The organism is Streptococcus mitis (assembly GCF_022137125.1).
Classification (GTDB): Bacteria; Bacillota; Bacilli; order Lactobacillales; family Streptococcaceae; genus Streptococcus; species Streptococcus mitis_CE.
Genome location: NZ_JAKNEQ010000002.1, coordinates 320,385 through 346,076, shown reverse-complemented (window position 1 = coordinate 346,076; position 25,692 = coordinate 320,385). Strand labels below are relative to the sequence as shown.

Annotated in this window: 25 protein-coding genes; 5 read left to right on the top strand and 20 right to left on the bottom strand. The window is 42.1% G+C overall.

What is annotated here, in order from left to right; translation table 11 throughout:
- The 7 genes from L0P31_RS03645 to L0P31_RS03615 form a co-directional block, all read right to left on the bottom strand.
- Complete coding sequence (locus tag L0P31_RS03645; protein WP_238095803.1) at positions 1-1,038, bottom strand: M42 family metallopeptidase; 1,038 nt, start codon at positions 1,036-1,038, stop codon at positions 1-3.
- 97 nt (positions 1,039-1,135) lie between these two features.
- The gene (gene brnQ / locus L0P31_RS03640) at positions 1,136-2,461 is read right to left on the bottom strand and encodes a branched-chain amino acid transport system II carrier protein (protein WP_238095801.1); all 1,326 of its coding nucleotides are present in this window, start codon (positions 2,459-2,461) and stop codon (positions 1,136-1,138) included.
- 275 nt (positions 2,462-2,736) lie between these two features.
- Positions 2,737-3,024: a rhodanese-like domain-containing protein gene (locus L0P31_RS03635; protein WP_025172880.1), complete on the bottom strand. Its 288-nt coding sequence runs from the start codon at positions 3,022-3,024 to the stop codon at positions 2,737-2,739.
- Between the two features lie 114 nt (positions 3,025-3,138).
- A complete protein-coding gene (locus L0P31_RS03630; RefSeq protein ID WP_238095799.1) occupies positions 3,139-3,717 on the bottom strand; it encodes a uracil-DNA glycosylase family protein in 579 nt (192 codons plus the stop codon).
- A gap of 53 nt (positions 3,718-3,770) precedes the next feature.
- Positions 3,771-5,171, bottom strand: a complete 1,401-nt coding sequence (gene pepV / locus L0P31_RS03625; RefSeq protein WP_238095797.1) for a dipeptidase PepV — start codon at positions 5,169-5,171, stop codon at positions 3,771-3,773.
- Positions 5,172-5,184: 13 nt separating this feature from the next.
- Entirely contained in the window at positions 5,185-5,790 is a 606-nt protein-coding gene (locus L0P31_RS03620; RefSeq protein ID WP_000670164.1) for a nitroreductase family protein, read from the bottom strand.
- Entirely contained in the window at positions 5,777-5,959 is a 183-nt protein-coding gene (locus tag L0P31_RS03615) for a hypothetical protein (protein ID WP_000074452.1), read from the bottom strand. Before L0P31_RS03615 ends, L0P31_RS03620 begins: the two co-directional genes overlap by 14 nt.
- A gap of 1 nt (position 5,960) precedes the next feature.
- Between L0P31_RS03615 and L0P31_RS03610 the strand changes: the two genes are divergently transcribed.
- Entirely contained in the window at positions 5,961-6,761 is an 801-nt protein-coding gene (locus L0P31_RS03610) for an amino acid ABC transporter substrate-binding protein (RefSeq protein WP_238095796.1), read from the top strand.
- Between the two features lie 67 nt (positions 6,762-6,828).
- On the opposite strand, the gene L0P31_RS03605 is transcribed toward L0P31_RS03610, so the two are convergent.
- The 8 genes from L0P31_RS03605 to recJ all read right to left on the bottom strand — a co-directional run bounded on the left by L0P31_RS03605 (position 6,829) and on the right by recJ (position 17,812).
- Positions 6,829-7,662 (bottom strand): metallophosphoesterase family protein, encoded by an 834-nt coding sequence (locus L0P31_RS03605; RefSeq protein WP_238095794.1) that lies wholly within the window; start codon positions 7,660-7,662, stop codon positions 6,829-6,831.
- Positions 7,652-9,499 (bottom strand): excinuclease ABC subunit UvrC, encoded by a 1,848-nt coding sequence (uvrC, locus tag L0P31_RS03600; RefSeq protein WP_238095792.1) that lies wholly within the window; start codon positions 9,497-9,499, stop codon positions 7,652-7,654. The genes L0P31_RS03605 and uvrC overlap by 11 nt, the downstream gene beginning before the upstream one ends.
- A 38-nt stretch (positions 9,500-9,537) precedes the next feature.
- Entirely contained in the window at positions 9,538-10,239 is a 702-nt protein-coding gene (locus L0P31_RS03595) for a M57 family metalloprotease (protein ID WP_238095790.1), read from the bottom strand.
- Between the two features lie 78 nt (positions 10,240-10,317).
- The gene (locus L0P31_RS03590) at positions 10,318-11,550 is read right to left on the bottom strand and encodes an aminoacyltransferase (protein ID WP_238095788.1); all 1,233 of its coding nucleotides are present in this window, start codon (positions 11,548-11,550) and stop codon (positions 10,318-10,320) included.
- 4 nt (positions 11,551-11,554) lie between these two features.
- Positions 11,555-12,778, bottom strand: a complete 1,224-nt coding sequence (locus tag L0P31_RS03585) for a peptidoglycan bridge formation alanyltransferase MurM (protein ID WP_000286583.1) — start codon at positions 12,776-12,778, stop codon at positions 11,555-11,557.
- A 133-nt stretch (positions 12,779-12,911) separates the two neighbouring features.
- Positions 12,912-13,691: an alpha/beta hydrolase gene (locus tag L0P31_RS03580; RefSeq protein WP_238095786.1), complete on the bottom strand. Its 780-nt coding sequence runs from the start codon at positions 13,689-13,691 to the stop codon at positions 12,912-12,914.
- A gap of 66 nt (positions 13,692-13,757) precedes the next feature.
- On the bottom strand, positions 13,758-15,419 hold the full coding sequence (locus tag L0P31_RS03575) for a ribonuclease J (RefSeq protein WP_000065614.1): 1,662 nt from the start codon (positions 15,417-15,419) through the stop codon (positions 13,758-13,760).
- 170 nt (positions 15,420-15,589) lie between these two features.
- On the bottom strand, positions 15,590-17,812 hold the full coding sequence (gene recJ / locus L0P31_RS03570) for a single-stranded-DNA-specific exonuclease RecJ (RefSeq protein WP_238095784.1): 2,223 nt from the start codon (positions 17,810-17,812) through the stop codon (positions 15,590-15,592).
- A 176-nt stretch (positions 17,813-17,988) separates the two neighbouring features.
- On the opposite strand from recJ, the gene L0P31_RS03565 reads away from it, so the two are divergent.
- Genes L0P31_RS03565 through L0P31_RS03550 form a run of 4 tightly spaced genes read left to right on the top strand, consistent with a single transcriptional unit; the run spans position 17,989 to position 20,911 of the window.
- Positions 17,989-18,747: an amino acid ABC transporter ATP-binding protein gene (locus tag L0P31_RS03565; protein WP_049546976.1), complete on the top strand. Its 759-nt coding sequence runs from the start codon at positions 17,989-17,991 to the stop codon at positions 18,745-18,747.
- A 10-nt stretch (positions 18,748-18,757) separates the two neighbouring features.
- Positions 18,758-19,552 carry a transporter substrate-binding domain-containing protein gene (locus L0P31_RS03560; RefSeq protein ID WP_238095782.1) on the top strand — a complete coding sequence of 265 codons (795 nt, stop codon included), beginning with the start codon at positions 18,758-18,760 and terminating at the stop codon, positions 19,550-19,552.
- Positions 19,553-19,564: 12 nt separating this feature from the next.
- The gene (locus tag L0P31_RS03555) at positions 19,565-20,242 is read left to right on the top strand and encodes an amino acid ABC transporter permease (RefSeq protein ID WP_000131135.1); all 678 of its coding nucleotides are present in this window, start codon (positions 19,565-19,567) and stop codon (positions 20,240-20,242) included.
- A gap of 9 nt (positions 20,243-20,251) precedes the next feature.
- Entirely contained in the window at positions 20,252-20,911 is a 660-nt protein-coding gene (locus L0P31_RS03550; protein ID WP_238095780.1) for an amino acid ABC transporter permease, read from the top strand.
- 95 nt (positions 20,912-21,006) lie between these two features.
- Here L0P31_RS03550 and L0P31_RS03545 read toward each other — a convergent pair whose 3' ends face one another.
- The 5 genes from L0P31_RS03545 to cysE form a co-directional block, all read right to left on the bottom strand.
- Entirely contained in the window at positions 21,007-22,137 is a 1,131-nt protein-coding gene (locus tag L0P31_RS03545; RefSeq protein WP_084948064.1) for an ABC transporter ATP-binding protein, read from the bottom strand.
- A gap of 112 nt (positions 22,138-22,249) precedes the next feature.
- Complete coding sequence (locus L0P31_RS03540) at positions 22,250-23,119, bottom strand: helix-turn-helix domain-containing protein (protein WP_238095777.1); 870 nt, start codon at positions 23,117-23,119, stop codon at positions 22,250-22,252.
- Between the two features lie 3 nt (positions 23,120-23,122).
- On the bottom strand, positions 23,123-23,509 hold the full coding sequence (locus L0P31_RS03535) for a Mini-ribonuclease 3 (RefSeq protein ID WP_000567913.1): 387 nt from the start codon (positions 23,507-23,509) through the stop codon (positions 23,123-23,125).
- Positions 23,502-24,845: a cysteine--tRNA ligase gene (cysS, locus tag L0P31_RS03530; RefSeq protein ID WP_238095775.1), complete on the bottom strand. Its 1,344-nt coding sequence runs from the start codon at positions 24,843-24,845 to the stop codon at positions 23,502-23,504. Before cysS ends, L0P31_RS03535 begins: the two co-directional genes overlap by 8 nt.
- Positions 24,846-25,061: 216 nt before the next feature.
- Complete coding sequence (gene cysE / locus L0P31_RS03525; RefSeq protein ID WP_070528979.1) at positions 25,062-25,679, bottom strand: serine O-acetyltransferase; 618 nt, start codon at positions 25,677-25,679, stop codon at positions 25,062-25,064.
- Positions 25,680-25,692: the final 13 nt, after the last annotated feature.

Here is a 25,692-nt window from a genome sequence, read left to right as displayed (position 1 = left end):
TCAATCTACCAATGCGCTCTTAAGATAAGCATCAACCATACGTTCCGTTGCGACCACCGAATCAATATGAGTGCGTTCATATGAGTGACTAGACTCGATACCAGCACCGAGAAGGGCGTGTTTGACTTCTGCCCCTGCGGACATGGCTGCTGAAGCGTCCGAACCATAAAATGGATAGATATCCAGTTTAAATGGAATATCTTGCTCTTTAGCCAAAGCAACCAAATGTTGACGGAAGTCATAGTGATAAGGCCCAGAAGCATCCTTGACACAGATAGACACTGTATATTCGTCTGTTTGCTGGTCATCTCCCATAGCTCCCATATCCACAGCCAGATATTCTACCACCTGAGCAGGAATATTAGAGTTAGCCCCATGCCCCACTTCTTCAAAGACTGAAAAAGCAAAATGGGTTGTTACGGGCAATTCAATCTTCTCTTCCTTATAAATACGAAGCAGATTAAGCAAAATCGCTGCACTGACCTTATCGTCCAAATGACGAGACTTGATAAAACCTGTCTCTGTCACGACGGTTCGTGGATCAAAGCTGATAAAATCACCGACCTCAATACCAAGAGCACGAGTTTCTTTTTCATTGGTCACTTTTGCATCCAAACGCACTTCCATATTGTCCTGAGTGCGTTCTGCAGTTCCTGCATCCTTATAGACATGGCAAGAAGTTTGGTGGATGAGGATGGTTCCTGATACTTTTTCACCTGTGCTAGCTACGTGAACAGTACAGTTTTCTCCTTCAATCATGTTCCAAGGGAAACCACCGATACGGTCCATTTTGAGACGGCCGTCTGGTTTGACAGCACGGACAATAGCACCCAACGTATCCACATGGGCAGTCACATAGCGGTGCTCTTCATCATTTTGACCTTTGATGGTCACATTGACACCGCCCTTGGCTGTACGAACTGGCTGGTAACCAAAACCTTCTAGAGTCTTGACTAAATAGTCCGCAATCTCACGAGTGAAGCCTGTTGGCGATGCGATGGCTGTCAGTTCTTTGATATATTCTACTGTTTGATTCATTTCTTCACCTCTTTTGCTACCTATTATAACACATTTATCATCGGATAAAAAAAGAAAATCACTCCTGTAGACTTGGCTACAAAAGTGATTTTAATGATTATTCCATTTCAAAAACATCGCTTTCTTGCTTGTTTGGTAGAACCAATGAGAGCAAGATTCCGACAACGGCTGGTACTAACCATGGGAGTGATGCCTTGGCAAAAGGAAGAGCGTTGACAAGATTCGCAAGAAACTCAACCTTAAACGAGCTTCCTAATACGCTTGCAATGGCAATAGCTGTAACCACAGCAATTGTCAACTGCATACCTGGTTTTGAAAGGGCAACAAATTTGTTGACAATGACAATCATAACGATAGCAATCGTGATTGGGTACAAGATAACCAGTACTGGAATGGAGTACTTGATAATCGCATCAAGACCCAAATTGGCAATAGCAAATCCAATCAAGGTAAAGGCTGTCGCATAAACCTTGTAGCTGATTTGTGGGAAGCGCTCATTAAAGAACTCAGCTGTTGACACAATCAAACCAACTGTTGTTGTGAAGCAGGTTACGGTAACCATAGCTGCAAGGAAGAGTTGAGCTGTTGAGCCAAAGATTTCTTGAGTCGCTTGTGACAAGATGTAAACACCTGGTGTTCCACCCTTCATCGCCTCAGCTGGTACCGGGAAATGATTCCCAAGGAAGCCTAAACCGATGTAAAGAGCGCTGAAGGCAAGGGCAACAACGATACCAACAACCCAAATTGTTGAAATGTATTCTTTCTTACTTGAAAATCCAAGTTGTTTCAAGGTTTGAACTGCGATTACGCTAAAGGCAACTGAGGCAAGGGCGTCCAAGGTATTGTAACCTTCTAGGAAACCTGTACCAAAGGCAGAAGCTTGATAAGCAGTTGAAGCAACTTGAGGACTGGTTCCACCGTATTTGAAAGCTCCCAGAACAACCAAGATAACAATCAAAATCGCAAAGACTGGAGTTAAAATACGGCCGATACGGTCCAAAATTTTTGATGGATTAAGCGAAATCAAATAGGCTGCTGCAAAATACAGAACTGTAAAGACAATCAAACCAAGACCTTTATTTGCATCCGACAAAAGAGGACTAATCCCTACTTCGTAAGCTGTTGTAGCTGTACGTGGGATAGCAAAGAATGGACCGATTGACAAATAAAGAACTGAGAGGTAAAGAGTCGCAAACCAAGGCGCTATCTTTGTTGAAATCTCGTAGATATATCCTTTAGGATTTAGCGTTCCAATAATAAGAGTCAAGACGGCGATACCAACGCCTGAAAAGACAAAACCTGCGATGGCAGGAAGAAAATGTTCTCCAGATAGAGCACCTAGAGAAGGCGGAAAAATCAAGTTCCCCGCACCAAAAAATATTCCAAACAGGAGTAAACCTGTTAGGGCACCTTTTTTAGCCATGAAAATCTCCTTCATATTTATAAAATACTGACCTAGTATATCATGAATAGGAGTATGAAAAAAGCTTCACGAAGTAAATATTGAATGTTTTCAAGATTCTCAAAAATGAGAATTGTCTAAAAATAACATCCCCTACCCAGTCCACGCCAAGTAGGAGAAAATTCTAATGTTTATACTCTTCGAAAATCTCTTCAAACCACGTCAGCTTCACCTTGCCGTACTCAAGTACAGCCTGCGGCTAGCTTCCTAGTTTGCTCTTTGATTTTCATTGAGTATTAAAGTTCTTCAAAGGCCATCATGCCACCTTGTACATTGATAACCTCATAACCTTGTTCTGATAAGAATTGGCAAGCACGCGCCGATCTCATTCCAGATTTACAAATAACATAATGTAACTGATCCTTGTCCAATTGATCATAAGTATCAGCTAATTGACTCAGAGGAAGATTCTGAGCACCTTCTAAATGAAGAGCTTCAAACTCATCCACTTCTCTCACGTCCACTAGAGAAAGTTGGTCATTTTGGTAAAGCTGGTAAAATGCGTCAAAGGAAATTTCTTTCATTCTTTTTCTCCTAATACTCTTCGAAAATCAAATTCAAACCACGTCAGCGTCGCCTTACCGTACTCAAGTACAGCCTGCGGCTAGCTTCCTAGTTTGCTCTTTGATTTTCATTGACTATAAAATAGTTTTAATTCTTTTTTTCAAATCTGGCACCACTTCTGCCTCAAACCAAGGATTTTTGGCCATCCAGATTTGATTGCGTGGTGAGGGGTGAACTAGTGGAAAATAGGTTGGCAAGTAGTTCTGGTAATGTTTTACCCGTTCTGTCACTTTGCCACTGACTTTCTCCTTTAAATAGTAGGCCTGGGCATATTGTCCAATCAAGAGGGTCAACTTTATATCTGGTAATTCTTGCAAGAGCTGTGGATGCCATTTTTCTGCAAACCCAGTTCTCGGTGGCAGGTCACCTGACTTACCATGCCCTGGAAAGTAAAAATCCATAGGCAGAACAGCAAAATAACCTGAATTGTAAAAGGTATCTTCATCCACACCTAGCCAGTCTCTCAGGCGGTCACCACTCTTATCTTTCCAGTAAAGGCCTGCTTCTTGGGTTTTAAGTCCAGGTGCCTGACCGATGATATTGATGCGAGCAGTCTTTGGCGCTGCAAAGAGAGGCTCGATGCCACGCTTTGTATAGGTAGCATTCTGCGGATCTGCCATAATAGCCTGCTTGATTCTTTCAATTTGAGACATCTACTTTCCCTCCAAAAAGAAGTCTAAGCATACAATCTCAGACTTCTATCGTTTTATTTGATCAATTCGTAAATAGCTTCGGCATAGATTGCTGCTGCTCGGAAGAGATCATCCAAGGCGATAAATTCATTGGCTTGGTGCATGGTATCAATTGAGTCTGGGAACATAGCACCGTAGGCAACACCGCGTTCTAACAAACGACCAAAGGTTCCACCACCGATGACTTGCTCGTGACCTTTAAGACCAGTTTGTTTTTCATAAACATTCAACAAATTTTGCACAAGTGGATCTTCCATTGGCACATAGTGAGGGGTGTGACCGTGCTCAGAAAGGCTAACAGAAGCAACCGGTAAGTTTTCAAGGATTGACTTGATTTGTTCTGGACTTGTTCCTTTTGGATAGCGGATATTAAGGGCAATGGTATTATCAGCGCTTGTTTCATCGAAGCGGAACACACCGGCATTCATAGAAAGGGCACCCATCTTTTCATCCACATGAGCAATCTTGAGATTTCCACCCTCATGGTCGTTCAAGAGAATTTTACCAGCGATGTCAAGGTAGTCTTTGGCTGGACCAGCAAAGTCAAACTGGCTAAGGAAGAGGGCTAGGTAAGTCGCACCATTGACACCTGAAGCAGGCATAGCACCGTGGGCTGATTTACCAATGATCGTCACCTTGTATTGGCCAGCTTCTTCTTGGAGTTCTCCTATAAGTTTGTGTTCTGCAACAAAGGCATCTAGTTTAGCTTGCAAGTCAGCCAAATCACCTGAAACGACTGCTGTTGCTGATTCTGGTACCATATTTTCACGTAAACCACCTGTAAAGCTGTGAAGACGGGCAGCACCTGCATTTTCACCTGCAAAGTGGAGGTATTCCGTGATATTTCCTTTTTCACCATTGATGATAGGGAATTCAGCGTCTGGAGAGAAACCAAAGTCTGGTTTTGCAAGTCCTACGTGCTCGAAATAGTAGTCCATGTCTGCCCAACCTGATTCTTCGTCTGTCCCGACGATGAAACGTACTTTCTTAGAAGTTGGAAGGCCTAATTCTTTGATGATTTTCAAACCATAGTAACAAGCTGTTGTAGGACCCTTGTCGTCCGAAGCCCCACGCGCATAAAGGCGACCGTCTTTGATAGTTGGTGTGTAAGGGTCTGTGTCCCAACCGCTACCAGCTGGAACCACGTCCATGTGGGCAAAGATACCGAGAACTTCTTCTCCTTCACCAAACTCAAAATGTCCTGCATAGTTGTCAACATTTTTAGTTGGGTAGCCATCGCGGTCTGCGATTTCAAGGAATTTTTCCAAGGCTTTTACCGGCCCAGGTCCAAATGGATGCTGGGCATCAACCTTGCTATCGTCACGTTCTGAGTTGATTTCCAAAAGGCTAAACAAGTCAGTCAAGAGGTCTTCTTTGCGTTTTTCTACTTCTGCTGTAAAATCAATTGTTGTCATTTTTTTCTTCTTTCTATCTTTTCTCGATGATTTCATCTACTGGCAAGCGGTAACTTGGTTCCAATTTTTCGTCTGTGTATCCCACTGTAATCAAGAGTTCTGGGCGGAAGCGGTCTTCGATATCCAAAACTTCATTGACTTTTGATTTGTCAAAACCAAGAATAAGATTTGATCCGATTCCTTGGTCTGTAAGAGCCAGAACCAAGTTCATAGCAACCAAACCTGCATTGAGGGCTAGGTAGTCGCTGACTTGTTGTTCATTGTAACGGGCAAATTCAGCAGGCAAATTCTTCATAAAATATTGAAGTTGCTCTTCAGAAAAGTTATTAGCACCACCAACTCGGGCAATCTTACGAGCACGTTTAGCCAAATCTGTGTCTGTAAACAAGGCAATAGTTACAGGCGCTGATGATACCTGTTCAAAGTTTGAACCGTAAGCCAATTTTGCTAGTTCGGCATTTTTCTCACGCACCACTACAAATTTCCAAGGCTGGCTGTTGTGGGCACTTGGTGCCAAGGTTGCAATTTCGATAGCCGTACGCACATCTTTTGGATCCACTGGCTTATCAGTGAAATGCTTAGTCGCATGACGTTTTTTATTTAATTCAAGAAATTTCATAATCGATTTCCTTTTCTAATTCTACTGCTTCCATTCTACCATAATTTGAAAGAGCTTGCAGAGATTTTTCATGATTAAGATTTTTTATTACAGTCATAAAAAATATATATTGGTTCATCAAGAAAGTTTCTGATAAACTAGCAAGTACTTTACATTTAAATGGAGACATTATGAAAAAATTTAGCCTTTTACTACTCATCTTCCCATTTTTAGTTGCCTGTGGAAATCAATCTACACCTAAAGAAACCAGCTCTCAAAAGACAATCGTCGTTGCTACAGCTGGCGATGTGCCACCATTTGACTACGAAGATAAAGGCAATCTGACAGGCTTCGATATTGAAGTTCTAAAAGCAGTAGATGAAAAACTCAGCGACTACGAGATTCAATTTCAAAGAACCGCCTGGGAGAGTATCTTCCCAGGACTTGATTCTGGTCACTATCAAGCAGCAGCTAATAACTTGAGTTACACAAAAGAGCGTGCTGAAAAATACCTTTACTCACTTCCAATTTCGAATAATCCCCTCGTCCTTGTCAGCAACAAGAAAAATCCTTTGACTTCTCTTGACCAAATCGCTGGCAAAACAACTCAAGAGGATACCGGAACTTCAAACGCTCAATTCATCAATAACTGGAATCAGAAACACACTGATAATCCTGCTACTATAGATTTTTCTGGTGAAGATATCGGCAAACGAATCCTAGACCTTGCTAACGGAGAGTTTGATTTCCTAGTTTTTGACAAGGTATCCGTTCAAAAGATTATCAAGGACCGTGGCTTAGACCTCTCAGTCGTTGATTTACCTTCTGCCGATAGCCCCAACAACTATATCGTTTTCTCAAGCGACCAGAAAGAGTTTAAAGAGCAATTTGATAAAGCACTCAAAGAACTCTATCAAGATGGAACACTCGAAAAACTCAGCAATACCTATCTAGGTGGCTCTTACCTTCCAGATCAATCTCAGTTACAGTAAGATATATTAAAAACGATTGGACGAGTCAATCGTTTTTTTAGTTTACATCGGTTATTTTAGGAAACTCTTACAAAAAATCAAAAAAATTCTTCACATCTTCTACATACCCATGCTTTTCTATTAAGCTTGCTAATAGTTCCAGATTGTGCCCCTGATAGTTGTCTTCTCTTCGCAACTCTTCATACATTTCGATAAAGGGAAGTCCCTTGGACTTGGCCAATTCCAACTCCGCTTCATAGTCATAAGCGACTTTACGAAATAGGATATTTATCAATTCCCCATCTTCAACCTCTATCACGACATACTGGGCACGGTGATTTTTTAACGCCTCCCAATTAAAATAGGGCATGCCAATCGACCCTGGATTGATGATTTGTTGCCCTTGACTGCCATAACGAAGCAACTGCTTGTGAACATGACCATATACTGCCACGTCAACTTCATCATCTAGCAGTTGGTCAAATTTCTCTGTATCATTCTCAACTAGCAAGTCACCACCATAGTTCTTATTTGGCAAATTATGAGAGATAGAAAAGCGCAATCCTTCAACTTCTTTCTTTTCCAGCAAAGGCAAGCTTCGTAGCCAGACAATCGTTGCAGGATTCATTCGCTCCATCAAAAACTGGGTCATTCGCATTGATTGGATTTCTTGTGGATGTTCCAAACCATATTCACCATCCAAGGCCTCCAGGACACAATCATCCCAATTGCCTCGAACACTGGCTGTGATAGGAAGGTCCTTTAACAGAGCGACCAAGTCATTTGCACCAGGACCGGGAAGAAAAATATCTCCCAGAAGCCAGTATTCACTGACTCCTTGGTTTTTAGCATCTGCAATCACTGCTTCTAGGGCAGTTGTATTGCCATGAATATCTGATAAAATTGCGATTTTATGATTCATTGTGTTCTCCTTCTGTTTGGTAATCTACTTGTTTTTCCGCTACTTGAGCTAATTCCTCTTCTTCCTGCGGGTTCAACTTTATTTGCACAGCCTCTGCTACTGCTCTTGGCACCCCAACTTCGACAATCTCATCCACACTAGCTTCCTTGATTTTAGTCAGAGACTTGAAATGCTTCATGATATTTTGCTTACGTTTAGGCCCCAGCCCTTCAATTCCATCTAGTTGTGATGAAAAGGAATTTTTGGAGCGCAGTTGGCGGTGGAAAGCGATAGCAAAGCGGTGCACCTCATCTTGAATGCGTTGGAGGAGGAAAAATTCCTGAGAATTTCGAGATAACTCCACCAACTCAAGCGGATCTCCAAAGAGCAATTCATGGGTTTGGTGCTTATCATTCTTTTGCAGACCTGCAATGGGGATATCCAAACCCAGTTCCTCTTGTATGACTTGTTTGGCGATATTGACTTGACCTTGTCCCCCATCGATGACAATCAAATCTGGAGGAGTCAAACCGTCACGTTGAACTCGACCATAGCGCCTGCGAATGACTTCTCTCATACTGGCATAGTCGTCTGGCCCGACTACGGTCTTGATTTTATACTTACGGTAATCCTTCTTACTAGGTTTTCCGTTGACAAAGACAACCATGGCTGAAACAGGACTGGTCCCCATGATATTAGAGTTATCGAAGGATTCGATGCGGACTGGGGTCGGTATTTGAAGCAAACGACCTAGATTTTCAATAGCTCCTTGTGTCTTTTCGACAGATTTCTCTAGCAGGTTGAATTTCTGCTCTAGGCTAACTCGAGCATTCTTTATAGCCAGATTGACCAGCTGCTTTTTCTCTCCACGCTGGGGCTTGACAATCTTGGTATCCACCAAGACATTGACCGCTTCTTCGTCAATATCCTGCGGAATCAGTACCTCATTGGGAACTAGATGAGATTTTTCTTGATAGAATTGTCCTACATAGGTTAGAAAGTCCTCATCCGGATCATTATAATAAGGGAAAAGATTGACATCGCGCTCAATAAGCTTACCCTGACGAACAAAGAAAACCTGAACACACATCCATCCCTTGTCCACATAGTAGCCAAAGACATCCCGATTTTGGAGATCCTTGGCCATGACCCGTTGCTTGGTTCGAAGTGTTCCAATAGCCTGAATCAGGTCACGGTATTCTGCCGCACGTTCAAACTCCATAGACTGGGCTGCAGCTGCCATTTTGCCCTTTAGGTCATCGATTATTTTATCATCCTGCCCTTTTAGAAAGTCAGAAACCTCCTGGGCCATAGACTTGAAATAGGACTCATCTTTTTTACAGATGGTGTGGGCCATACATTGGCCGATATGGTAGTAAAAACAGACCTTAGACGGTGGATTGGTACACTTGCGAAAAGGGAAAATCCGATCCAGTAGTCGCTTAATTTCATTGGCTGCTCCCACATCTGGATAAGGTCCAAAATAAAGACCTCCGTCCTTCTTGACCTGTCGGGTAATAATTAAACGAGGATAGCGTTCATTGGTAATTTTGATAAAAGGATAGGACTTATCATCCTTGAGCATGATATTGTATTTAGGCTTATTTTCCTTAATCAGATTAATTTCTAGGAGAAGCGCTTCAATATTAGACTCCGTAACGATAAATTCAAAATCCACAATTTCAGATACCAGAGCCTCTGTTTTGGTATCATGACTTCCGCGGAAATAAGACCTCACGCGATTACGCAGATTTTTAGCCTTTCCTACATAGATAATCGTACCGTTTTTATCCTTGTGAATGTAGCAACCAGGGCTGGTTGGCAAGAGTTCTAGTTTTGATTTAATCAAGTTATTCATAGTTCCATTATAGCAAAAAAGTAGGGAAAGATTGTTCCCTACTCACTAGTCTCATATAATTTTCGAAGTCTTTCAACATCCTCTTCCTGGATGCCATAAAAGGAACCTGCAGGTTGCATGACAGACTTTTCATCTGTATGGTCCAAGCCAATCGCATGACCCAACTCATGTTCTGCTGTATGGACAATGCGCTCATAGGAATAACCATAGTTAGGATTGGACAGATAATAGTGATTCAACCGCACCGTCACAGACAAGAATTGCCCCGTTAAGAGATTGGTCTGACTTTCCGCTTCTCCTGCCACAGGAGTGTTTCCGTCGTTCATCTCAGTAGCCAAGATATCTGCCTTGCTGGCTTCAGTGACAAGTTCAAAGTTAAAAGCACCCGTTTGATTCCAATTCTGGATTGCTTCCACATAAGCCTCTTGAAAGCGTGAATCCATCTGGGGATCTAGGTAAATACGAGCTGAAGCCTGTGGCCACCTTCCTTCAGAGTGTTGGTGGCTATCTGTCTGGTTCAACTTAGGCAGTTGCCCTGTTTTTTCCCACTGGTCGATACTTTGTTGACCAATCTTTACTGACCGTTCTGCTTGCTTTAGCGCTCCTTGAAAATCCCCGTTCAGATACCAGAGAAGTCCAAAAGCAAAAGCACACAAAAGAAAAGCTATCCAAACTAGACGCCAAAACAAACGCCACACAAAACAAAAGAAAGCCCCTATCAAACGAAAAATCCAGCGCATGTCCCTCCACCTTTCTAGCAAATAAAGACTATTTTACTAAAACAAGCTGAAAGAAAGCTAAAGACCGATTTTCTTATCTTAGCGTCCTAATATTTTTTTAAGTAACTGAATAGCTTTATATTTTATGGGAGATGGATAATAACGGAAAGTTCCTGCTTTACGTACAATATAACCATTAAAATTTTGTTTAAAACGTAAAACACCATCACTACCATCAAAAATCCCTTGAATACCTAGGAAGTTGTATTTAGGTATCCCACGTTTTATGCTTTCCAACATAACATATTTCTGAAGCAAAGCTGGTGCATAAAATTTATTAAACTCGGTATAGGAACCACTAAAAAGATAGGTCGTTTCTTGAGGCATATAAATAAATAAACTACCTGCTAAGACAAGATCTTTCTCTCCATATTTTTCAATCAACTCTCGTGCTTCTGCTTTTCGAACTTCAAAGCTTTCATACTGCCTAGCCAATTCTTTGTGTTCTTTTTTCTTTTGTGCAGAATCTGGATATTGTTCTAATAAGAGTAGTGAGGTAGCTATTTTTTCAGATAATTCTTTTTGCTTATGTATTAAATTTTGTATATATTCTCCTAAATTTAGAATAGCAATTACAAACTCGGCTTTTTCTCCAAAAGAGTCATAAAAATGCTCATAATATTCTAAACTTTTATCACTATATTCTCGACGTTCAGAGGTTGTTTTTGTTATATCTTTAAAAATTGAAAGTTCTTCACGATTTAATTTTTTCAACTGAATACCAAATGTATCAGCCTTTTTCACCAAAGCTTTCCCCTTTTTACTAAAACTGTTAAGCAAGGTCTTTTCAGTTAGCTCATTCAAATCTTTACAATATAACCAATCCGGTTCTCCACCTGGGTAACCTGTTTTTAAACCATCAAATTGATAACCTAAATCAGTCAAATCTTGAATAATACTTTTTTTCTCAGCATCTATTGGATTACCTTCACCATCAAAAGTTTGATAAGTTTCATAAGGTTTTACAAGCAACTCTAATACACCATTTTGCTTGGCATATTCTTTTAACTCCGCATAAAAAACTGGGAGAGCATCTTGTTGGGTATAAATCGGCCCCGAATTGATCTCCATATGTAGGCCACCCAGCATGGGCAAGCTATAAACCAGAGCTGCAACTTGAATTTCTCCTTCTTGTTTCAATGCAAGATAAACAATTCGAGCCCCTCTTTTTTCTAACAAGTCCCCCATCTGGACAGATTGCATAAAAGAACGAGAAGAGACCTGATCAGAATAAGCTTGAAATTCTTCTTTTGTGAGTGTAATTAATGCCATGTACTTACCTTCTATGATGTTTTGTTCTTAATGCCTTGCGAAAATCAAGAGCGATTCTTAACAGAGAATAAAGAGGATGGGTGGGCATTGTAAACTCACCCAAGTATTCTTCAATCGTTGGATTAAATTTTTCCTTAAAATGGTAAAGTCCACCATTGAGAGAGTTTTCAACACCACCTAAATTTTGCCACACCATACCTCGCTCAAAGGCATAGCGAGCTGTTTCATACCAAGTTAAAATTGGTGCATTATAACGTTTAAAAGCATCATCCATACCAGCATATAGATTAACAGAGGTATTACCAAATTCCAAACTCAAAGTAGCTGCTAAAGGAATGTTTGATTTTTCTTCATTCAGATATCTCTGCAAGAAATCTCTTTCTTCTACCAAACGCTCTTTTTCCTTCTTCTGGGCTTCTACTTTTGAAGTTCGAGTCGACTCAGTAAACGCCTCTTCCAACGCTAAGTTTTTCGCTAACTGTTCTTCTAATTCTCGTAAACGCTTAGCGATATCCAGAGTAGCCAGCGTTATGTAGGCCTTGTCCTTAAAATTATCTAACAATTTTTTATAATAGGCTTCATTCCTCAAATGGATATCTTTTCGCTTCTCAGTTTTTTTCATCAAAAACGAGAAAGATTCTAACAATTCATCTCTACCAATCTGAATCTCTACACCCTTATTTCGAGCGGATCGAATAGCTTGTTTTGTTGACTTGCAAAGTTTATCTTCTGTAAAATTTTCCTTGTATACTTTTGCCTGAATACGAGGCTGAATGGTATCTCCCATTCCATCGGTCTTTCCTGACCACCTTACTCCCATTCTTTGCAAATTTTCAATAATAGCCATATTTTCAGGATATTCTATTTTTTCATGCTTGATTGAACTTTGCGATAGGCAAATACTTGGGTCAAAAATCACAAAAATCGCTCTCTTGCTTCGAGCATAGGACTTAATGGATTGAAGAACAAAGTTCAAGAGTTCAGCATCCTTATAATCTAATACAGGACCTCTTGGGATATAAAACATTCTATAGCCTAGAGGAAGAGTTTTAATCAAAATACTAGCTGTAGCCAGTAATTTATCTCCTCGGTAGGCGCCAAACTTTTCATGTTGCCAATCAGACTTAACCTCTTCCCAAGCACTACTTTGTAATACATTGACTAATTCATGTTCTTTAACAAACTGATCATATTCTAATGTGGGAATGCCAATTTGATAACGATACATCTCTTACTCTCTTTCCAACAATAATAGAATTTAACTACTATTCTACTATTTTTGTTTAGAAAGTCTAGTAAAAACATATTTTAGTTTCTATTCCATAGAAGACATGGTTATTGAAAGAGTAATACAAACTAAACTAGCTTAATCTCTCTTCTAATTTGAAATCGATTGGCAGAGTTGCTAGAAACCGTTCCAATTGTTTTTCCCAATAGTACCATTCGTGAGTTCCAGCGCTATGGCTATAGGTCACATCAAATCCAAGTTTTTTGAGATTATTCACTGCCAGATTATTGGCTTTATACAAGAAATCCTGCTCGCCACACCAAGCCCAAAGCTTGGTCTGTTTATCTGATTTTTTAGCCAAACTTTCAAGAGAATAGGGGCTAGCTGTCCAATCTTTAATCTCCCCAAACACACCTCTCCAATAAGCTGGTGTTCCCAAATCTTGGCTCTCAGGAGAAAAATCTTGAAAGCTAAGGGCACCTGAAAAACTAGCTGCATGAGAAAAACGATTTGTTGCAAGAGCCAGTTTAAAGCAGCCGTAGCCTCCCATAGAGAGACCAGCGATAAAGGCCTTTTCACGCTTGCTGGTCATGTTAGGGAAGAAGCGTTTCAAAACCTGTGGCAATTCCTCTGCTAGAGCTGTGTAATAGTCAAAACCATACTGGGTATCGGTATACCAACCGTTGCTGGTATTGGGCATGACGACAATGAGATTAGTGCCTCGAAGCAAGCGTTCTACATTGGTCCGCTTGAGCCAACTATTATGATTGCCAGACATTCCGTGCAAGAGGTACAAGACTGGAATGTCTTTACAATCTGGTTCTTCCACTCGATTAGCATCAGGATAGAGGACATTCACTCCCCACTCCATATCCAAAACTTGTGAGTAATACTCGATTTTCATTACTGCCATAATTTTTCCTCTATTTTTCTATAAGAAAAAGCCGAAATTCGACTTTCTCTCCGTTTATTTCATCGCTTATTTTGCTTCCATGACTACTGGTAAAATAGCTGGACGACGCTTAGTTTGATCAAAGAGATACTTGGTCAGATTATCACGAACCTTCCCTTTAAGATCTGCCCAGTCAAAGTCATCTCCTTGAAGATAGTCTTCTACCGTCTGATTAATCAATTCTGAACTTTCACGGAGAATATCACGGCTCTTCTTGAGATAAACAAATCCACGCGTGTGAACACGAGCCTTGGCCACAATTTTCTTCTCACGACGGTTAACGGTGATTGCGACGATGAAAATTCCATCTTCTGACAAGACCTTACGGTCACGAAGAACCACATTACCAACATCACCAATGGCATTCCCGTCAATCAAGACATCCCCTGCCGAAACCGCGCCAGCTGGGACAAAATCGCCATTCTCATAAGCCATGCTTGTTCCCTTTTTAGGGATGAAAATGCGTTCTGGCAACATACCTACTGCCATAGCAGCCTTAGCATGAGCATCCAACTCACGGTATTCTCCTTGAATTGGGAAGAGATACTTGGGTTGCAAGAGGTTAATCATCAACTGCAAATCACGCGCATTTCCGTGACCTGACACACGCAAGCTTTGAGTGATCAGTTTGACAACCCCGCCAGCTTGGTAAATCATGTTCTCCACACGCGCCATGACCGCCTCTTTGGCGATAGACGGAGTCGTTACGATATAGACCAAGTCACCATCCTTAATTTCCACATAACGGTGACGACCAATCGACATCTTGCGAAGACCGTTGATAGGCTCACCCATACGGCCTGTCTCAAGAATAATCAACTCATGGTCCTCAAAACGAGACATATCTTTTGGTTTAATCAAAAGACTTTCGTTAGCTAGAGACAATTTCTTAAGACGAATAGCAGTGCGGACGATATTTTCAATATCGAATCCTGTCAAGACCACACGACGGCCTGTTGCATCCGCAGCGTCAAACACCTGCTGGATACGAGAGAGGTTACTGGCTACTGCTGCAACAATGATACGACCATCCCAGTCCGAAATGGTTTGAGTGATCTCGTCCCCAACTTCACTTTCGCTAGCCACTTGGATATTACTGTCCGCATTGGCTGAATCGCTAAGAAGAGCTAGAACTCCATCACGACCGATTTCTGCCAAACGAGCAAAGTCTGTCGCATAGGATTCACTAGCTGTCTGGTCAAATTTGAAATCACCTGTATAAACGATACTACCTTCAGCTGTCTTCAAGACAACACCCAGACTTTCTGGGATAGAGTGGGTCGTACGGAAGAAGGACACTACAGTCCCTCCAAAATCTATCTCCGTATCCTCATCAATGACATGGAAATCATTAAATTTCTTAACTGTGTCATTTCCTTTGACAAAGAGTTTGGCCAACTCAATGGTCAGCTCAGACCCAAATACAGGTACCTTGGCTTCAGCCAAGAGATAAGGCAGAGCACCAATGGCATCCGCATGGCCGTGGGTCAAGAAGACCCCAGCGATACGATCGCTATTTTCAAAAAGGTAGTCCATATTGGGAATGACCACATCCACTCCTAGTTGTTCATTTTCAGGATATTTCAGACCTGCATCCAAAACGAAAATAGACCCATCGATTTCAGCGATATACATATTTTTCCCGTTTTCACGTACACCACCAAGTGTTGTTAAACTGATATTACTCATTTTTCCTCCGAAAGCTTAGTTTATCTTGATTATAGGGTTGCTTGCCCTCTTATTCTAAAAGCACTACTTTTAGCCGAATCTTTTCCTACCATTATACCATTTTTTTAATGATTTTCAAAATGAAGATTTGTTTTCAAAAAAGAGCTGGTTTCCCAACTCTTTCCTATGATCTACTCTTTTTCCATTAAAAAGTCATAAATTTCTTGCACGGTACCCAGCGCCATCATTTCTTGGTCTTTGACGGTTTGTTTGAGATTTTGGTAAATCTGACTTTCTCCGATTTCCCGCTTTGGCGCCTCTTTATTGACTGTCATGACTCCATCTTTAATCATCACAAAGCCTAGCTCTTCAAATACTTGAATCATCTTGACCAGCAAGATTTGTTGAATATTGAGATAGGCAGCCAAATCCTTCAGTTTGTAGCGAATATCAAACTCTGGGAACTGGTAGATGGTCTTGTACAATTTTGCAAACTGTTCTCTAGTCCCATACCCTGTCAGATAGTAGGTCTTATCAATATCATTCTTGAAATAGACAGCAGAGAAATTTTGTTCCTGAAAAATGGTCTTCAGCTGAGTAATATCCTCAGGAACGGTTTTTACGATAACAGCTTCACTATCCGCCAGATTTGGCAGTTCTCCAGCAAAATCCAAGACTGGAACTCCTTCTGGCAAGACTGCATTCTTCCCACGGATGTTAAAAAGTTGAACACCCTCCACACGCGCATCCACCATCATCAACTGGAGGGCAGTTTGGCCATTCCATTGGTTGACAGACAATTTGACTGCCAGCTCTAGATTCTTGGTTTGAGAAAACTCTGTTGCCCATCTACCTTGGCCAAAGGCTACCACTTCAAAACTCGCTTCACCTTTGGAAATTTTCAACTTGAGATGGGCATTGCCTGCCCCCATAGTACGGGCACTTTCGACCTGAAAATCCTTGATATAAAAGACAGGTTTCTGATTGTCCATGCCAAAAGGTGCCAAACGTTCAAAACTTTTGACCGTTTCCAAGCTAAGTGTCTCCAAATCCAGTTCTTCATCTAAATTTAACTTGTTCTTGCCAGCAGCATCCGCTCCTTTTTCACGGACATAGTCTTCCAAGACCTGAGATAAATCTGAGAGTTTCTCAACTTCTAGCGTCATCCCTGCTGCGCCAGCATGACCGCCAAATGCGATAAAGAGGTCGCGATGGGAATCAAGGGCTTCAAAAATATCGACCGCTTCCACACTACGAGCACTACCCTTGGCACAACCGTTCTCTATATTGAGAACGATGACTGTCTGCCCTAGTTCTTCCAACAAACGACCAGCGACGATTCCCAGAACCCCAGGATTCCAGCCTTCCTTAGCCAAGACTTGGACCTTCTTCTCAGGATCCACCATGGTCTTGGCTTCTTCATAGATAGACTGGACGATTTCCTTGCGCTCTTCGTTTTTCTGGTGAATCATGAGAGCAATCTCATGCGCTTCCTCATCATCAAACCCAGTCAGCAAATCAATGGCAGGATTGGGATCATCCAAACGGCCCAAAGCATTCAAACGAGGGGCAATCTGGAAACCGACTGTCTCTTCTGTCACTTCATTAGCAGCAATCCCAGCTATGTCCAGCATTTCTTGTAGGCCAATACGCTGAGTATGCCCCAACATTTCCAGACCATACTGAACCAAGATACGATTTTCATCCGTCAGACTCACCATATCTGCAATGGTTCCGATTGCAACCAAATCCAGTAGTTCCACTTGCACTTCTTCTAAAAGGGCACAAGCCAGCTTGAAGGCCACTCCACAACCAGCCAAATATTTGAAAGGATAGTCCGCATCAGGATGTTCAGGATGGACAATAGCATAGGCATCTGGTAAGGTTTCAGGCATAGAATGGTGGTCAGTCACAATGACATCTACTCCCATAGACTGGGCCAATTCAATAGCCTCATGACCAGCAACTCCATTATCCACTGTCACAATCAAGGAAATTCCTTCTTGCTCGATAAAATATTTGTAAACACTGGCATTAGGTCCATAGCCATCAGTAAAGCGATTAGGCAAGTAAACACGGCATTCGGCGCCAAGCTGTTCCAAACTTTCCTTAACAATAGAAGCCGAAGTCATACCATCCGCATCATAATCACCGTAAACGAGGATATTTTCCCCTTCTTCAATGGCCTGACGAATCCGTTCCACTGCCTTATCCATATCATGGAGTAGATAAGGGTCATGCAAGTCCTCCAAGGAAGGTTCTAAAAACTTCTTCAGACTTTCTTGGTTCTGAATCCCTCTCTCAAATAATAACCGAGCCACCTCAGGACCCAGCCCAGCCTTCTTGGCTATCTTTGTAAAATCCGCATCTTCTACTTGCGGGGCAAACTGCCATTCATAAGTAGGTGTTATCAAAAAGACATCCACTCTTTCTAAGAATTCTATTGCTTCATTATAACATGATTTAGTCGTTTTCTCTATCCAGATTGCTTTTTTATAAAATTTTAGTGAATTTTTTCAGATATGATTTGACAAGACAAATCTTTTGGTGTAGAATCATGTTATAAAATCTAACACAAAGGAGATTCATTATGGCTTTAGTAGAATTTGAACACGTCGAAAAATATTACGGAGACTACCATGCACTCCGCGACATCAATCTCCGTTTTGAAAAAGGGCAAGTCGTTGTCCTACTCGGACCATCTGGTTCTGGGAAATCCACTCTTATCCGCACCATCAATGGTTTAGAGGCTGTCGACAAGGGAAGTCTTCTAGTAAATGGTCACCAAGTTGCTGGTGCCAGCCAGAAAGATTTAGTACCGCTTCGCAAGGAAGTCGGTATGGTTTTCCAGCATTTCAACCTCTATCCACACAAAACAGTGTTAGAAAACGTAACACTCGCACCCATAAAAGTTCTAGGAATTGATAAAAAAGAAGCTGAAAAAACAGCCCAAAAATATCTGGAATTTGTAAATATGTGGGACAAGAAAGATTCTTATCCAGCCATGCTTTCTGGTGGACAAAAACAACGGATTGCCATCGCACGTGGACTCGCTATGCATCCGGAACTCCTCCTCTTTGATGAGCCAACATCTGCTCTTGATCCTGAAACCATCGGCGATGTTCTAACGGTTATGCAAAAATTGGCCCACGATGGTATGAATATGATTGTCGTGACCCATGAAATGGGCTTTGCCCGTGAAGTTGCTGACCGCATCATCTTTATGGCTGACGGAGAAGTTTTGGTGGATACGACAGATGTTGATGACTTTTTCGATAATCCAAGCGAACCTCGTGCCCAACAATTCCTCAGTAAAATCATCAACCACGAAAGTGACAAAGTCAAATAAGGAGGCACCTATGAAAAAGAAATTCTTTCTATCCGCATTATTGATTAGCCTTTTCGGCCTTGCTGCTGCAAAACCAGTTCAGGCTGATACCAGTGTCGCAGACATTCAAAAGAGAGGCGAGCTGGTTGTCGGTGTGAAACAAGACGTTCCCAACTTCGGCTACAAGGATCCCAAGACAGGGACCTATTCTGGTATCGAAACTGACTTGGCCAAGATGGTAGCTGATGAGCTCAAGGTCAAGGTTCGTTATGTACCAGTTACAGCACAAACTCGCGGACCCCTTCTAGACAATGAACAGGTCGATATGGATATCGCTACCTTTACCATCACAGACGAACGCAAAAAACTCTACAACTTTACCAGTCCCTACTACACGGACGCATCTGGCTTTTTGGTCAATAAGTCTACCAAAATCAAAAGCATTGAGGACTTAAACGGAAAAACCATCGGAGTTGCCCAAGGTTCCATCACCCAACGCCTGATTACTGAACTGGGTAAAAAGAAAGGCTTAACCTTTAAATTCGTCGAACTTGGTTCCTACCCAGAATTGATTACTTCCCTTCACGCTCACCGTATCGATGCCTTTTCCGTTGACCGTTCTATCCTATCTGGCTACATCAGTAAGCGGACAGAACTACTAGAAGATAGTTTCAAGCCATCTGACTACGGTATCGTCACCAAGAAATCAAACACTGAACTCAACGACTATCTTGATAACTTAGTCACTAAATGGAGCAAGGATGGTAGTTTGCAAAAACTCTATGACCGTTACAAGCTCAAACCATCTAGCCATACCGCAGATTAAGGAGGACACCCTATGACAGATTTATCATCTTGGACAGCCTATTTTCAGGATTTTGGACAATTTTTCAATGGTTTCCTCTTCACCCTTGCTCTAGCTATCGGATCCTTTATCCTCGCCATGGTTTTAGGCATCTTCTTTGGAGCCATGTCAACCAGCAAACGTCCAATTTTGCGTATTTTAGCTCGTATCTTTGTGGAGTTTTACCAAAACACTCCCCTCTTGGTGCAGTTTGTTATCGTTTTTTATGGTCTACCACTTATCAGTGACCATATCATCATGATTCCGATTTATTGGACGGCTGTTCTCTGCGTGGGACTCTATCACGGCGCCTATATCGCCGAGGTTATTCGCTCAGGCATTCAGTCTATTCCTAGCGGTCAAATGGAAGCCGCCTTGTCGCAAGGTTTTACTTATATCAGTGCTATGCGCTTGATTATCTTGCCTCAGGCCTTTCGTATCATTCTCCCTCCTTTGACCAACCAAATCGTCAACCTCATCAAAAACACCTCTACAGTCGCTATCATCTCTGGAGTGGACTTGATGTTTGTGACCAAGTCTTGGTCGGCACTTAACGGAAACTACATTCCAGCCTTTCTAGGTGCTGCCCTTCTCTACTTTGCTCTTTGCTTCCCTGTTGCCCAGTTTGGTCGCAAGATGGAGCAAGCTAACAAAAAAGCCTATTCGCTTTAGGAGGTTACTATGGAATCCATTTTAGAAGTTTTGACCCCAGATAACCTAATCTTTATCTTTAAAGGATTTAGCTTGACCCTCTATATTTCTCTGATTGCCATCGTCCTCTCTACCCTTATCGGTACGGTGCTAGCTGTCATGAGAAATGGCAAAAATCCTATCTTGCGCATTATTTCCAGCATTTATATCGAGTTTGTGCGCAACGTTCCCAACCTCCTCTGGATTTTTACTATCTTTTTAGTTTTCAAGATGAAGTCCACTCCAGCAGGAATCACTGCCTTTACTCTCTTTACATCAGCGGCCCTAGCTGAGATTATTCGAGGCGGACTCAATGCCGTAGACAAGGGGCAGTACGAAGCAGGAATGTCGCAAGGTTTTACCTCTGCGCAAATCCTCTACCACATCATTCTCCCACAAGCAATCCGTAAAATGCTGCCAGCCATCATTTCTCAGTTTGTAACCGTGATTAAGGATACCAGTCTTCTCTACTCTGTTATCGCCCTACAAGAGCTCTTTGGAGCTAGCCAAATTCTCATGGGCCGTTATTTCGAACCAGAGCAAGTGTTTAGTCTTTATATCCTGATTGCCCTCATCTACTTCAGCCTTAACCTAGCCATTTCTAGCCTATCTCATATGCTAGCAAAACGTTGGCAACAAGCTGCAGAATAACAAATTAGCTCTCCAAGGACATTGGAGAGTTTTTCTACGCAAACACTCAAAAACACTGCCAGATTTCTCTAGCAGTGTTTTGACATTTCATTTGCTTAGTAAACTGTTCTTTCAGTTTCTACATCGAAGAAGTGTGCTTTGTTCAAGTCAAATCCAAGTTCAACTGTTGCACCTGTTTGCAAGTAGTCACGAGCATCCACTTTGGCAACAAATTCGTCTTTACCAACTTGGCAGTAAAGGTGAGATTCTGAACCAAGTAATTCTGATACGGAGATAGTTGCTTTAACAACTGATTCTGGGAATGTTTCAAGGAAAGCAGGTTCTGCATTTACATCTTCTGGACGGATACCGAAGATCAATTCTTTTCCTTCGTAGCCTTTTTCACGAAGAACTTTCAATGCTCCTTCTGGAACTTTCAAGCGGAAACCGTCAGAAATAATTTCGCTACCAACCAATTTCACGTTGATGAAGTTCATTGCTGGGCTTCCGATGAATCCTGCAACGAATTTATTAACTGGGTTTTTGTAAACTTCTTGAGGAGTTCCGATTTGTTCAACACGTCCGATAGTACCTGTACCAGCAGGGTTCTTAGTTGCTGACATGATAACGATACGGTCCGCAAGTGTCATCGCTTCTGTTTGGTCGTGAGTTACGTAGATAGTTGTAGCTCCGATACGACGGTGAATTTTCGCAATTTCAGCACGCATTGATACACGAAGTTTGGCATCCAAGTTTGACAAAGGTTCGTCCATCAAGAATACTTTTGCATCACGGACGATAGCACGACCCATGGCAACACGTTGACGTTGACCACCTGAAAGGTCAGCTGGTTTACGTTCCAAGAACTCTTTCAATCCAAGGATTTCAGCTGCTTCTTGAACACGTTTGTCGATATCTTCCTTGCTGTATTTACGCAATTTCAAACCGAAAGCCATGTTATCATACACAGTCATGTGTGGGTAAAGAGCGTAGTTTTGGAATACCATGGCGATGTCACGGTCTTTTGGAGCTACGTCGTTGACAACCACGCCATCGATAGATGCAGTACCTTCTGTGATGTCTTCAAGACCAGCAATCATACGAAGAGTTGTTGATTTACCACATCCTGAAGGACCTACGAAAACGATAAATTCTTTGTCTTTGATGTCCAAGTTGAAGTCTTCAACTGAGTAGTGTTCGCTGTTTGGATATTTTTTGTAAATATTTTTAAGATTCAATTCTACCATGAGGTGAACTCCTTTTGTCTTTTGATAGTTTTATTATAGATGAAAACGCTTTACATTTCTATGGCAAGGTGACCAAAAAAATAAAAAAGTTCTGTGCAACTTGCACAAAACTTTAGAGAATATCTGGTAAAATCAACTGATAACACAAGGTCAGGTCAGTCAATTCTTTCAACTGTAGCCCTGTCAATTCTTCCCATTTATCAATCTTGTATTGGAGAGAATTGCGGTGCAGATAGAGTTGCTGGGCTGTTTTAGTCAGAACGGCACTGTTTTCCCAAAGGGAGAGAACGATTTCCTGAATCTGATCCTGGTCCAAAATCATCTGGTGCAGGCATTCTTTAATGACCCTCAGGTCCACAATCCTTTCCCCCATACTCCAAAGATAGAGTTGTGAAAAGGTGTGAACACCTTGATGACCCTGACGCCACCAAGTCTTGAACAAATCCCGCTCCGCTTTGATCAAGTCGGATAGGGCTTGATGTCCTGTCTGAGACCAAACCTGGCCTAACATAATAGACAGACGAAGTCCAAAGTCATACTCAACCGCTTCAATTGTATCACTTAAAATAGCTCGTACAGAGGAATATTTATCTTGTTGAAGCACGAAAACATAATCCTGAGCTCCGACCTGAAGCACCGTCTGACAGTTGGGAAAAAGAGTCCGCATCATATCCAGCCAAGAGGCCAGATTTTCCTGTTGAAAATAGGAAAGATGGCAATAAACCAGCTGAATCTTTTTGAAAGCTTGCGGTGCCTGCCCCTTTCCCTCAATCAGATAGGGATACCAAGGATTGAGAGAACTAGCCTGCTCCTGCTGGGTCAAAAGGGCAATCAACTGCTTTTCACGCTCACTGAGATCAGCTTCCTCCAGCAAAATCCACTGCTGAGAAGCTAAAGGAAGAGTAAGATATCCCTCTTTCTCAACAGGTTGGTCTAAAATCTGAGCCTCAGGAAACCAGTCTTGTAATTCCTTTGCAATCATATCCTAGCCCTCCACTTTTTGGATGCACCAAGAAATCAAGCTTTCAAGACGTTCCAGATTTTCAGTCATATGGAGATAACCCATCACGGCTTCAAAACCTGTGGACATACGGTAAGTCACCACATCAGCATTTTTAGCCTTTGTGTGGCTATTGGTATTGCGACCACGTTTATAGATTTCTTCTTCTTTTTCCGTCAGGACTTGCTCTTCCAACATGAGGGCAATCAGGCGAGCCTGAGCCTTGGCAGATACATACTTAGTGGCCTCTTGGTGGAGTTTATTGGGTTTGGTCATGCCTTTGAGAATAAGGTGGCGACGAATATACATGGAATAAACCGCATCTCCCTCAAATGCTAGCGCAATCCCGTTAATGAGATTGACATCAATCACGTGTCCACCTCACTCCATCCTTGGTGTCAAGAAGCTTAATTCCTTGAGCCGCTAATTGGTCACGGATTTGGTCCGCTGTAGCAAAGTCACGATTGGCACGTGCTTCTTGGCGTTTTTGGATTAAAGCTTCAATCTCTGCATCTAGAACATCCTCAACAAAGACAATCCCAAAGACTTCTAACATATCCGCAAGAGCTTCCTTAACACTTGCATCATAGTTGCCAGAGTTGATCCATTTAGCCATTTCAAAGACTACTGTGATACCGTTAGCAGAGTTGAAATCCTCATCCATAGCAGCTACAAACTTGTCTTTAAAGTCCTGTAACTCTTGAGCATCTACAGTCCCAGAAAATGGTTGCTCATAGGTGTTCTTCAGATACTTGAGATTGGTCTCTGCATCACGCACTGCTTTTTCCGTAAAGTTGATTGGTTTACGGTAATGCTGAGTCGCAAAGAAGAATCGAAGCACTTGCCCGTCAAGAGTTTTGAGGGCATCGTGTACGGTGATAAAGTTCCCCAAAGACTTGGACATCTTGACATTGTCGATATTGACAAAGCCATTGTGCATCCAGTAGTTAGCAAAAGTCTTACCTGTTTTGGCTTCTGACTGGGCAATTTCATTGGTGTGATGAGGAAATTCGAGATCAGCTCCACCACCATGGATATCAATAGTATCCCCCAAAATTTCTGTCGACATGACCGAACACTCGATATGCCAGCCCGGACGACCAGGCCCCCAAGGACTGTCCCAAGAAATCTCACCTGGTTTAGCAGATTTCCATAGAGCAAAGTCTACCGGATTTTCCTTGCGAGCTGTTTCTTCATCAGTACGACCTGAAGCACCCATCTCCAAATCTTCCAAGGTTTTATTAGCCAATTTAGCATAGTTGTGGGATTTTTCCACACGGAAATAGACATCTCCTTGGCTCTCATAAGCAAAACCTTTTTCAATCAAATCTTCCACAAAGCGGATGATGCCCTCCATAAACTCGACTACACGTGGATGGCGAGTCGCAGGTTTGACACCCAAGGCCGTCACATCCTCACGAAAGGCAGCGATGTACTTGTCCGCAACCTCCTGAGGCGTGATGCCTTCTTCCTTAGCACGGTTGATAATCTTATCATCCACATCCGTGAAATTGGAAATATAGGCAACCTCAAACCCACGGTACTCAAAATAACGACGAATGGTATCAAAAGCTACCGTCGAACGAGCATTCCCCACGTGGATATAGTTGTACACGGTTGGCCCACAGACATACATCTTAACCTTACCGTCCTCGATAGGGACAAATTCTCGCAAATCACGAGACATGGTGTCATAGATTTTAATCATAAAATAATAGTCAGGAAAGCCAAAATCCAAGAACACTTAGTTTCATCACTAAGAGTTCAATTAAATTTCAGTCCGAATATCTCTACACTTCGGAATCCCTTGCTCCTTTCTAAAAATAAAAGAAGAATCAAATAAATGCAAGAAAAGGGCTGACAGTCGCCCTTTTACTTTACGACCTACTCAGCCGAATATCACCTTTTAAAAGATTGAAATATCTTACAGCCCAGATGATCTGTGGCTAGCTTCTTTAGCCTGCTCTAGTTTATTGACGTAATACTCTCGTTTTTCTTCGACTTCGTGAATGATTGGCTCATCTTTCTTACCATGAACACGGATAATCTTGGCCGGAATACCGACAACCGTCACATCACTAGGCACGTCTGCCACAACAACTGCTGCTGCACCGACCTTGGCATTTTCACCGATTTCTACAGGCCCGATAACTTGGGCATGAGCCGATATGAGAGCTCCCTTTCGAACGGTCGGATGGCGTTTGCCAACATCCTTACCAGTTCCACCAAGAGTCACTCCGTGATAGAGAAGAACTCCTTTTTCAACAATCGCTGTCTCTCCAATTACCAGGCCTGAACCGTGGTCAATAAAGACACCTGAATCGATCTGAGCACCCGGATGAATCTCAATCTGAGTCCAAAAGCGCCAGAACTGACTGTGCATACGAGCCAGGAGTTTGAAGCCATGCTTCCATAGAAAATGCGAGAGACGGTGGGCCGCCAAGGCCTTGACACCTGGATAAGTCAGCAAAACCTCCAAAGTGGTGCGGGCCGCTGGATCATTTTCTTTCACGATATCAATGGTTTCGCGCCACCATCCCATACATTTCTCCTTT

Coding starts and splice junctions, on each gene's coding strand:
- L0P31_RS03645 (WP_238095803.1), bottom strand. CDS start 1,038: ATGAATCAAACAGTAGAATATATCAAAGAACTGACAGCCATCGCATCG.
- brnQ (WP_238095801.1), bottom strand. CDS start 2,461: ATGGCTAAAAAAGGTGCCCTAACAGGTTTACTCCTGTTTGGAATATTT.
- L0P31_RS03635 (WP_025172880.1), bottom strand. CDS start 3,024: ATGAAAGAAATTTCCTTTGACGCATTTTACCAGCTTTACCAAAATGAC.
- L0P31_RS03630 (WP_238095799.1), bottom strand. CDS start 3,717: ATGTCTCAAATTGAAAGAATCAAGCAGGCTATTATGGCAGATCCGCAG.
- pepV (WP_238095797.1), bottom strand. CDS start 5,171: ATGACAACAATTGATTTTACAGCAGAAGTAGAAAAACGCAAAGAAGAC.
- L0P31_RS03620 (WP_000670164.1), bottom strand. CDS start 5,790: ATGAAATTTCTTGAATTAAATAAAAAACGTCATGCGACTAAGCATTTC.
- L0P31_RS03615 (WP_000074452.1), bottom strand. CDS start 5,959: ATGTCTCCATTTAAATGTAAAGTACTTGCTAGTTTATCAGAAACTTTC.
- L0P31_RS03610 (WP_238095796.1), top strand. CDS start 5,961: ATGAAAAAATTTAGCCTTTTACTACTCATCTTCCCATTTTTAGTTGCC.
- L0P31_RS03605 (WP_238095794.1), bottom strand. CDS start 7,662: ATGAATCATAAAATCGCAATTTTATCAGATATTCATGGCAATACAACT.
- uvrC (WP_238095792.1), bottom strand. CDS start 9,499: ATGAATAACTTGATTAAATCAAAACTAGAACTCTTGCCAACCAGCCCT.
- L0P31_RS03595 (WP_238095790.1), bottom strand. CDS start 10,239: ATGCGCTGGATTTTTCGTTTGATAGGGGCTTTCTTTTGTTTTGTGTGG.
- L0P31_RS03590 (WP_238095788.1), bottom strand. CDS start 11,550: ATGGCATTAATTACACTCACAAAAGAAGAATTTCAAGCTTATTCTGAT.
- L0P31_RS03585 (WP_000286583.1), bottom strand. CDS start 12,778: ATGTATCGTTATCAAATTGGCATTCCCACATTAGAATATGATCAGTTT.
- L0P31_RS03580 (WP_238095786.1), bottom strand. CDS start 13,691: ATGGCAGTAATGAAAATCGAGTATTACTCACAAGTTTTGGATATGGAG.
- L0P31_RS03575 (WP_000065614.1), bottom strand. CDS start 15,419: ATGAGTAATATCAGTTTAACAACACTTGGTGGTGTACGTGAAAACGGG.
- L0P31_RS03565 (WP_049546976.1), top strand. CDS start 17,989: ATGGCTTTAGTAGAATTTGAACACGTCGAAAAATATTACGGAGACTAC.
- L0P31_RS03560 (WP_238095782.1), top strand. CDS start 18,758: ATGAAAAAGAAATTCTTTCTATCCGCATTATTGATTAGCCTTTTCGGC.
- L0P31_RS03555 (WP_000131135.1), top strand. CDS start 19,565: ATGACAGATTTATCATCTTGGACAGCCTATTTTCAGGATTTTGGACAA.
- L0P31_RS03550 (WP_238095780.1), top strand. CDS start 20,252: ATGGAATCCATTTTAGAAGTTTTGACCCCAGATAACCTAATCTTTATC.
- L0P31_RS03545 (WP_084948064.1), bottom strand. CDS start 22,137: ATGGTAGAATTGAATCTTAAAAATATTTACAAAAAATATCCAAACAGC.
- L0P31_RS03540 (WP_238095777.1), bottom strand. CDS start 23,119: ATGATTGCAAAGGAATTACAAGACTGGTTTCCTGAGGCTCAGATTTTA.
- cysS (WP_238095775.1), bottom strand. CDS start 24,845: ATGATTAAAATCTATGACACCATGTCTCGTGATTTGCGAGAATTTGTC.
- cysE (WP_070528979.1), bottom strand. CDS start 25,679: ATGGGATGGTGGCGCGAAACCATTGATATCGTGAAAGAAAATGATCCA.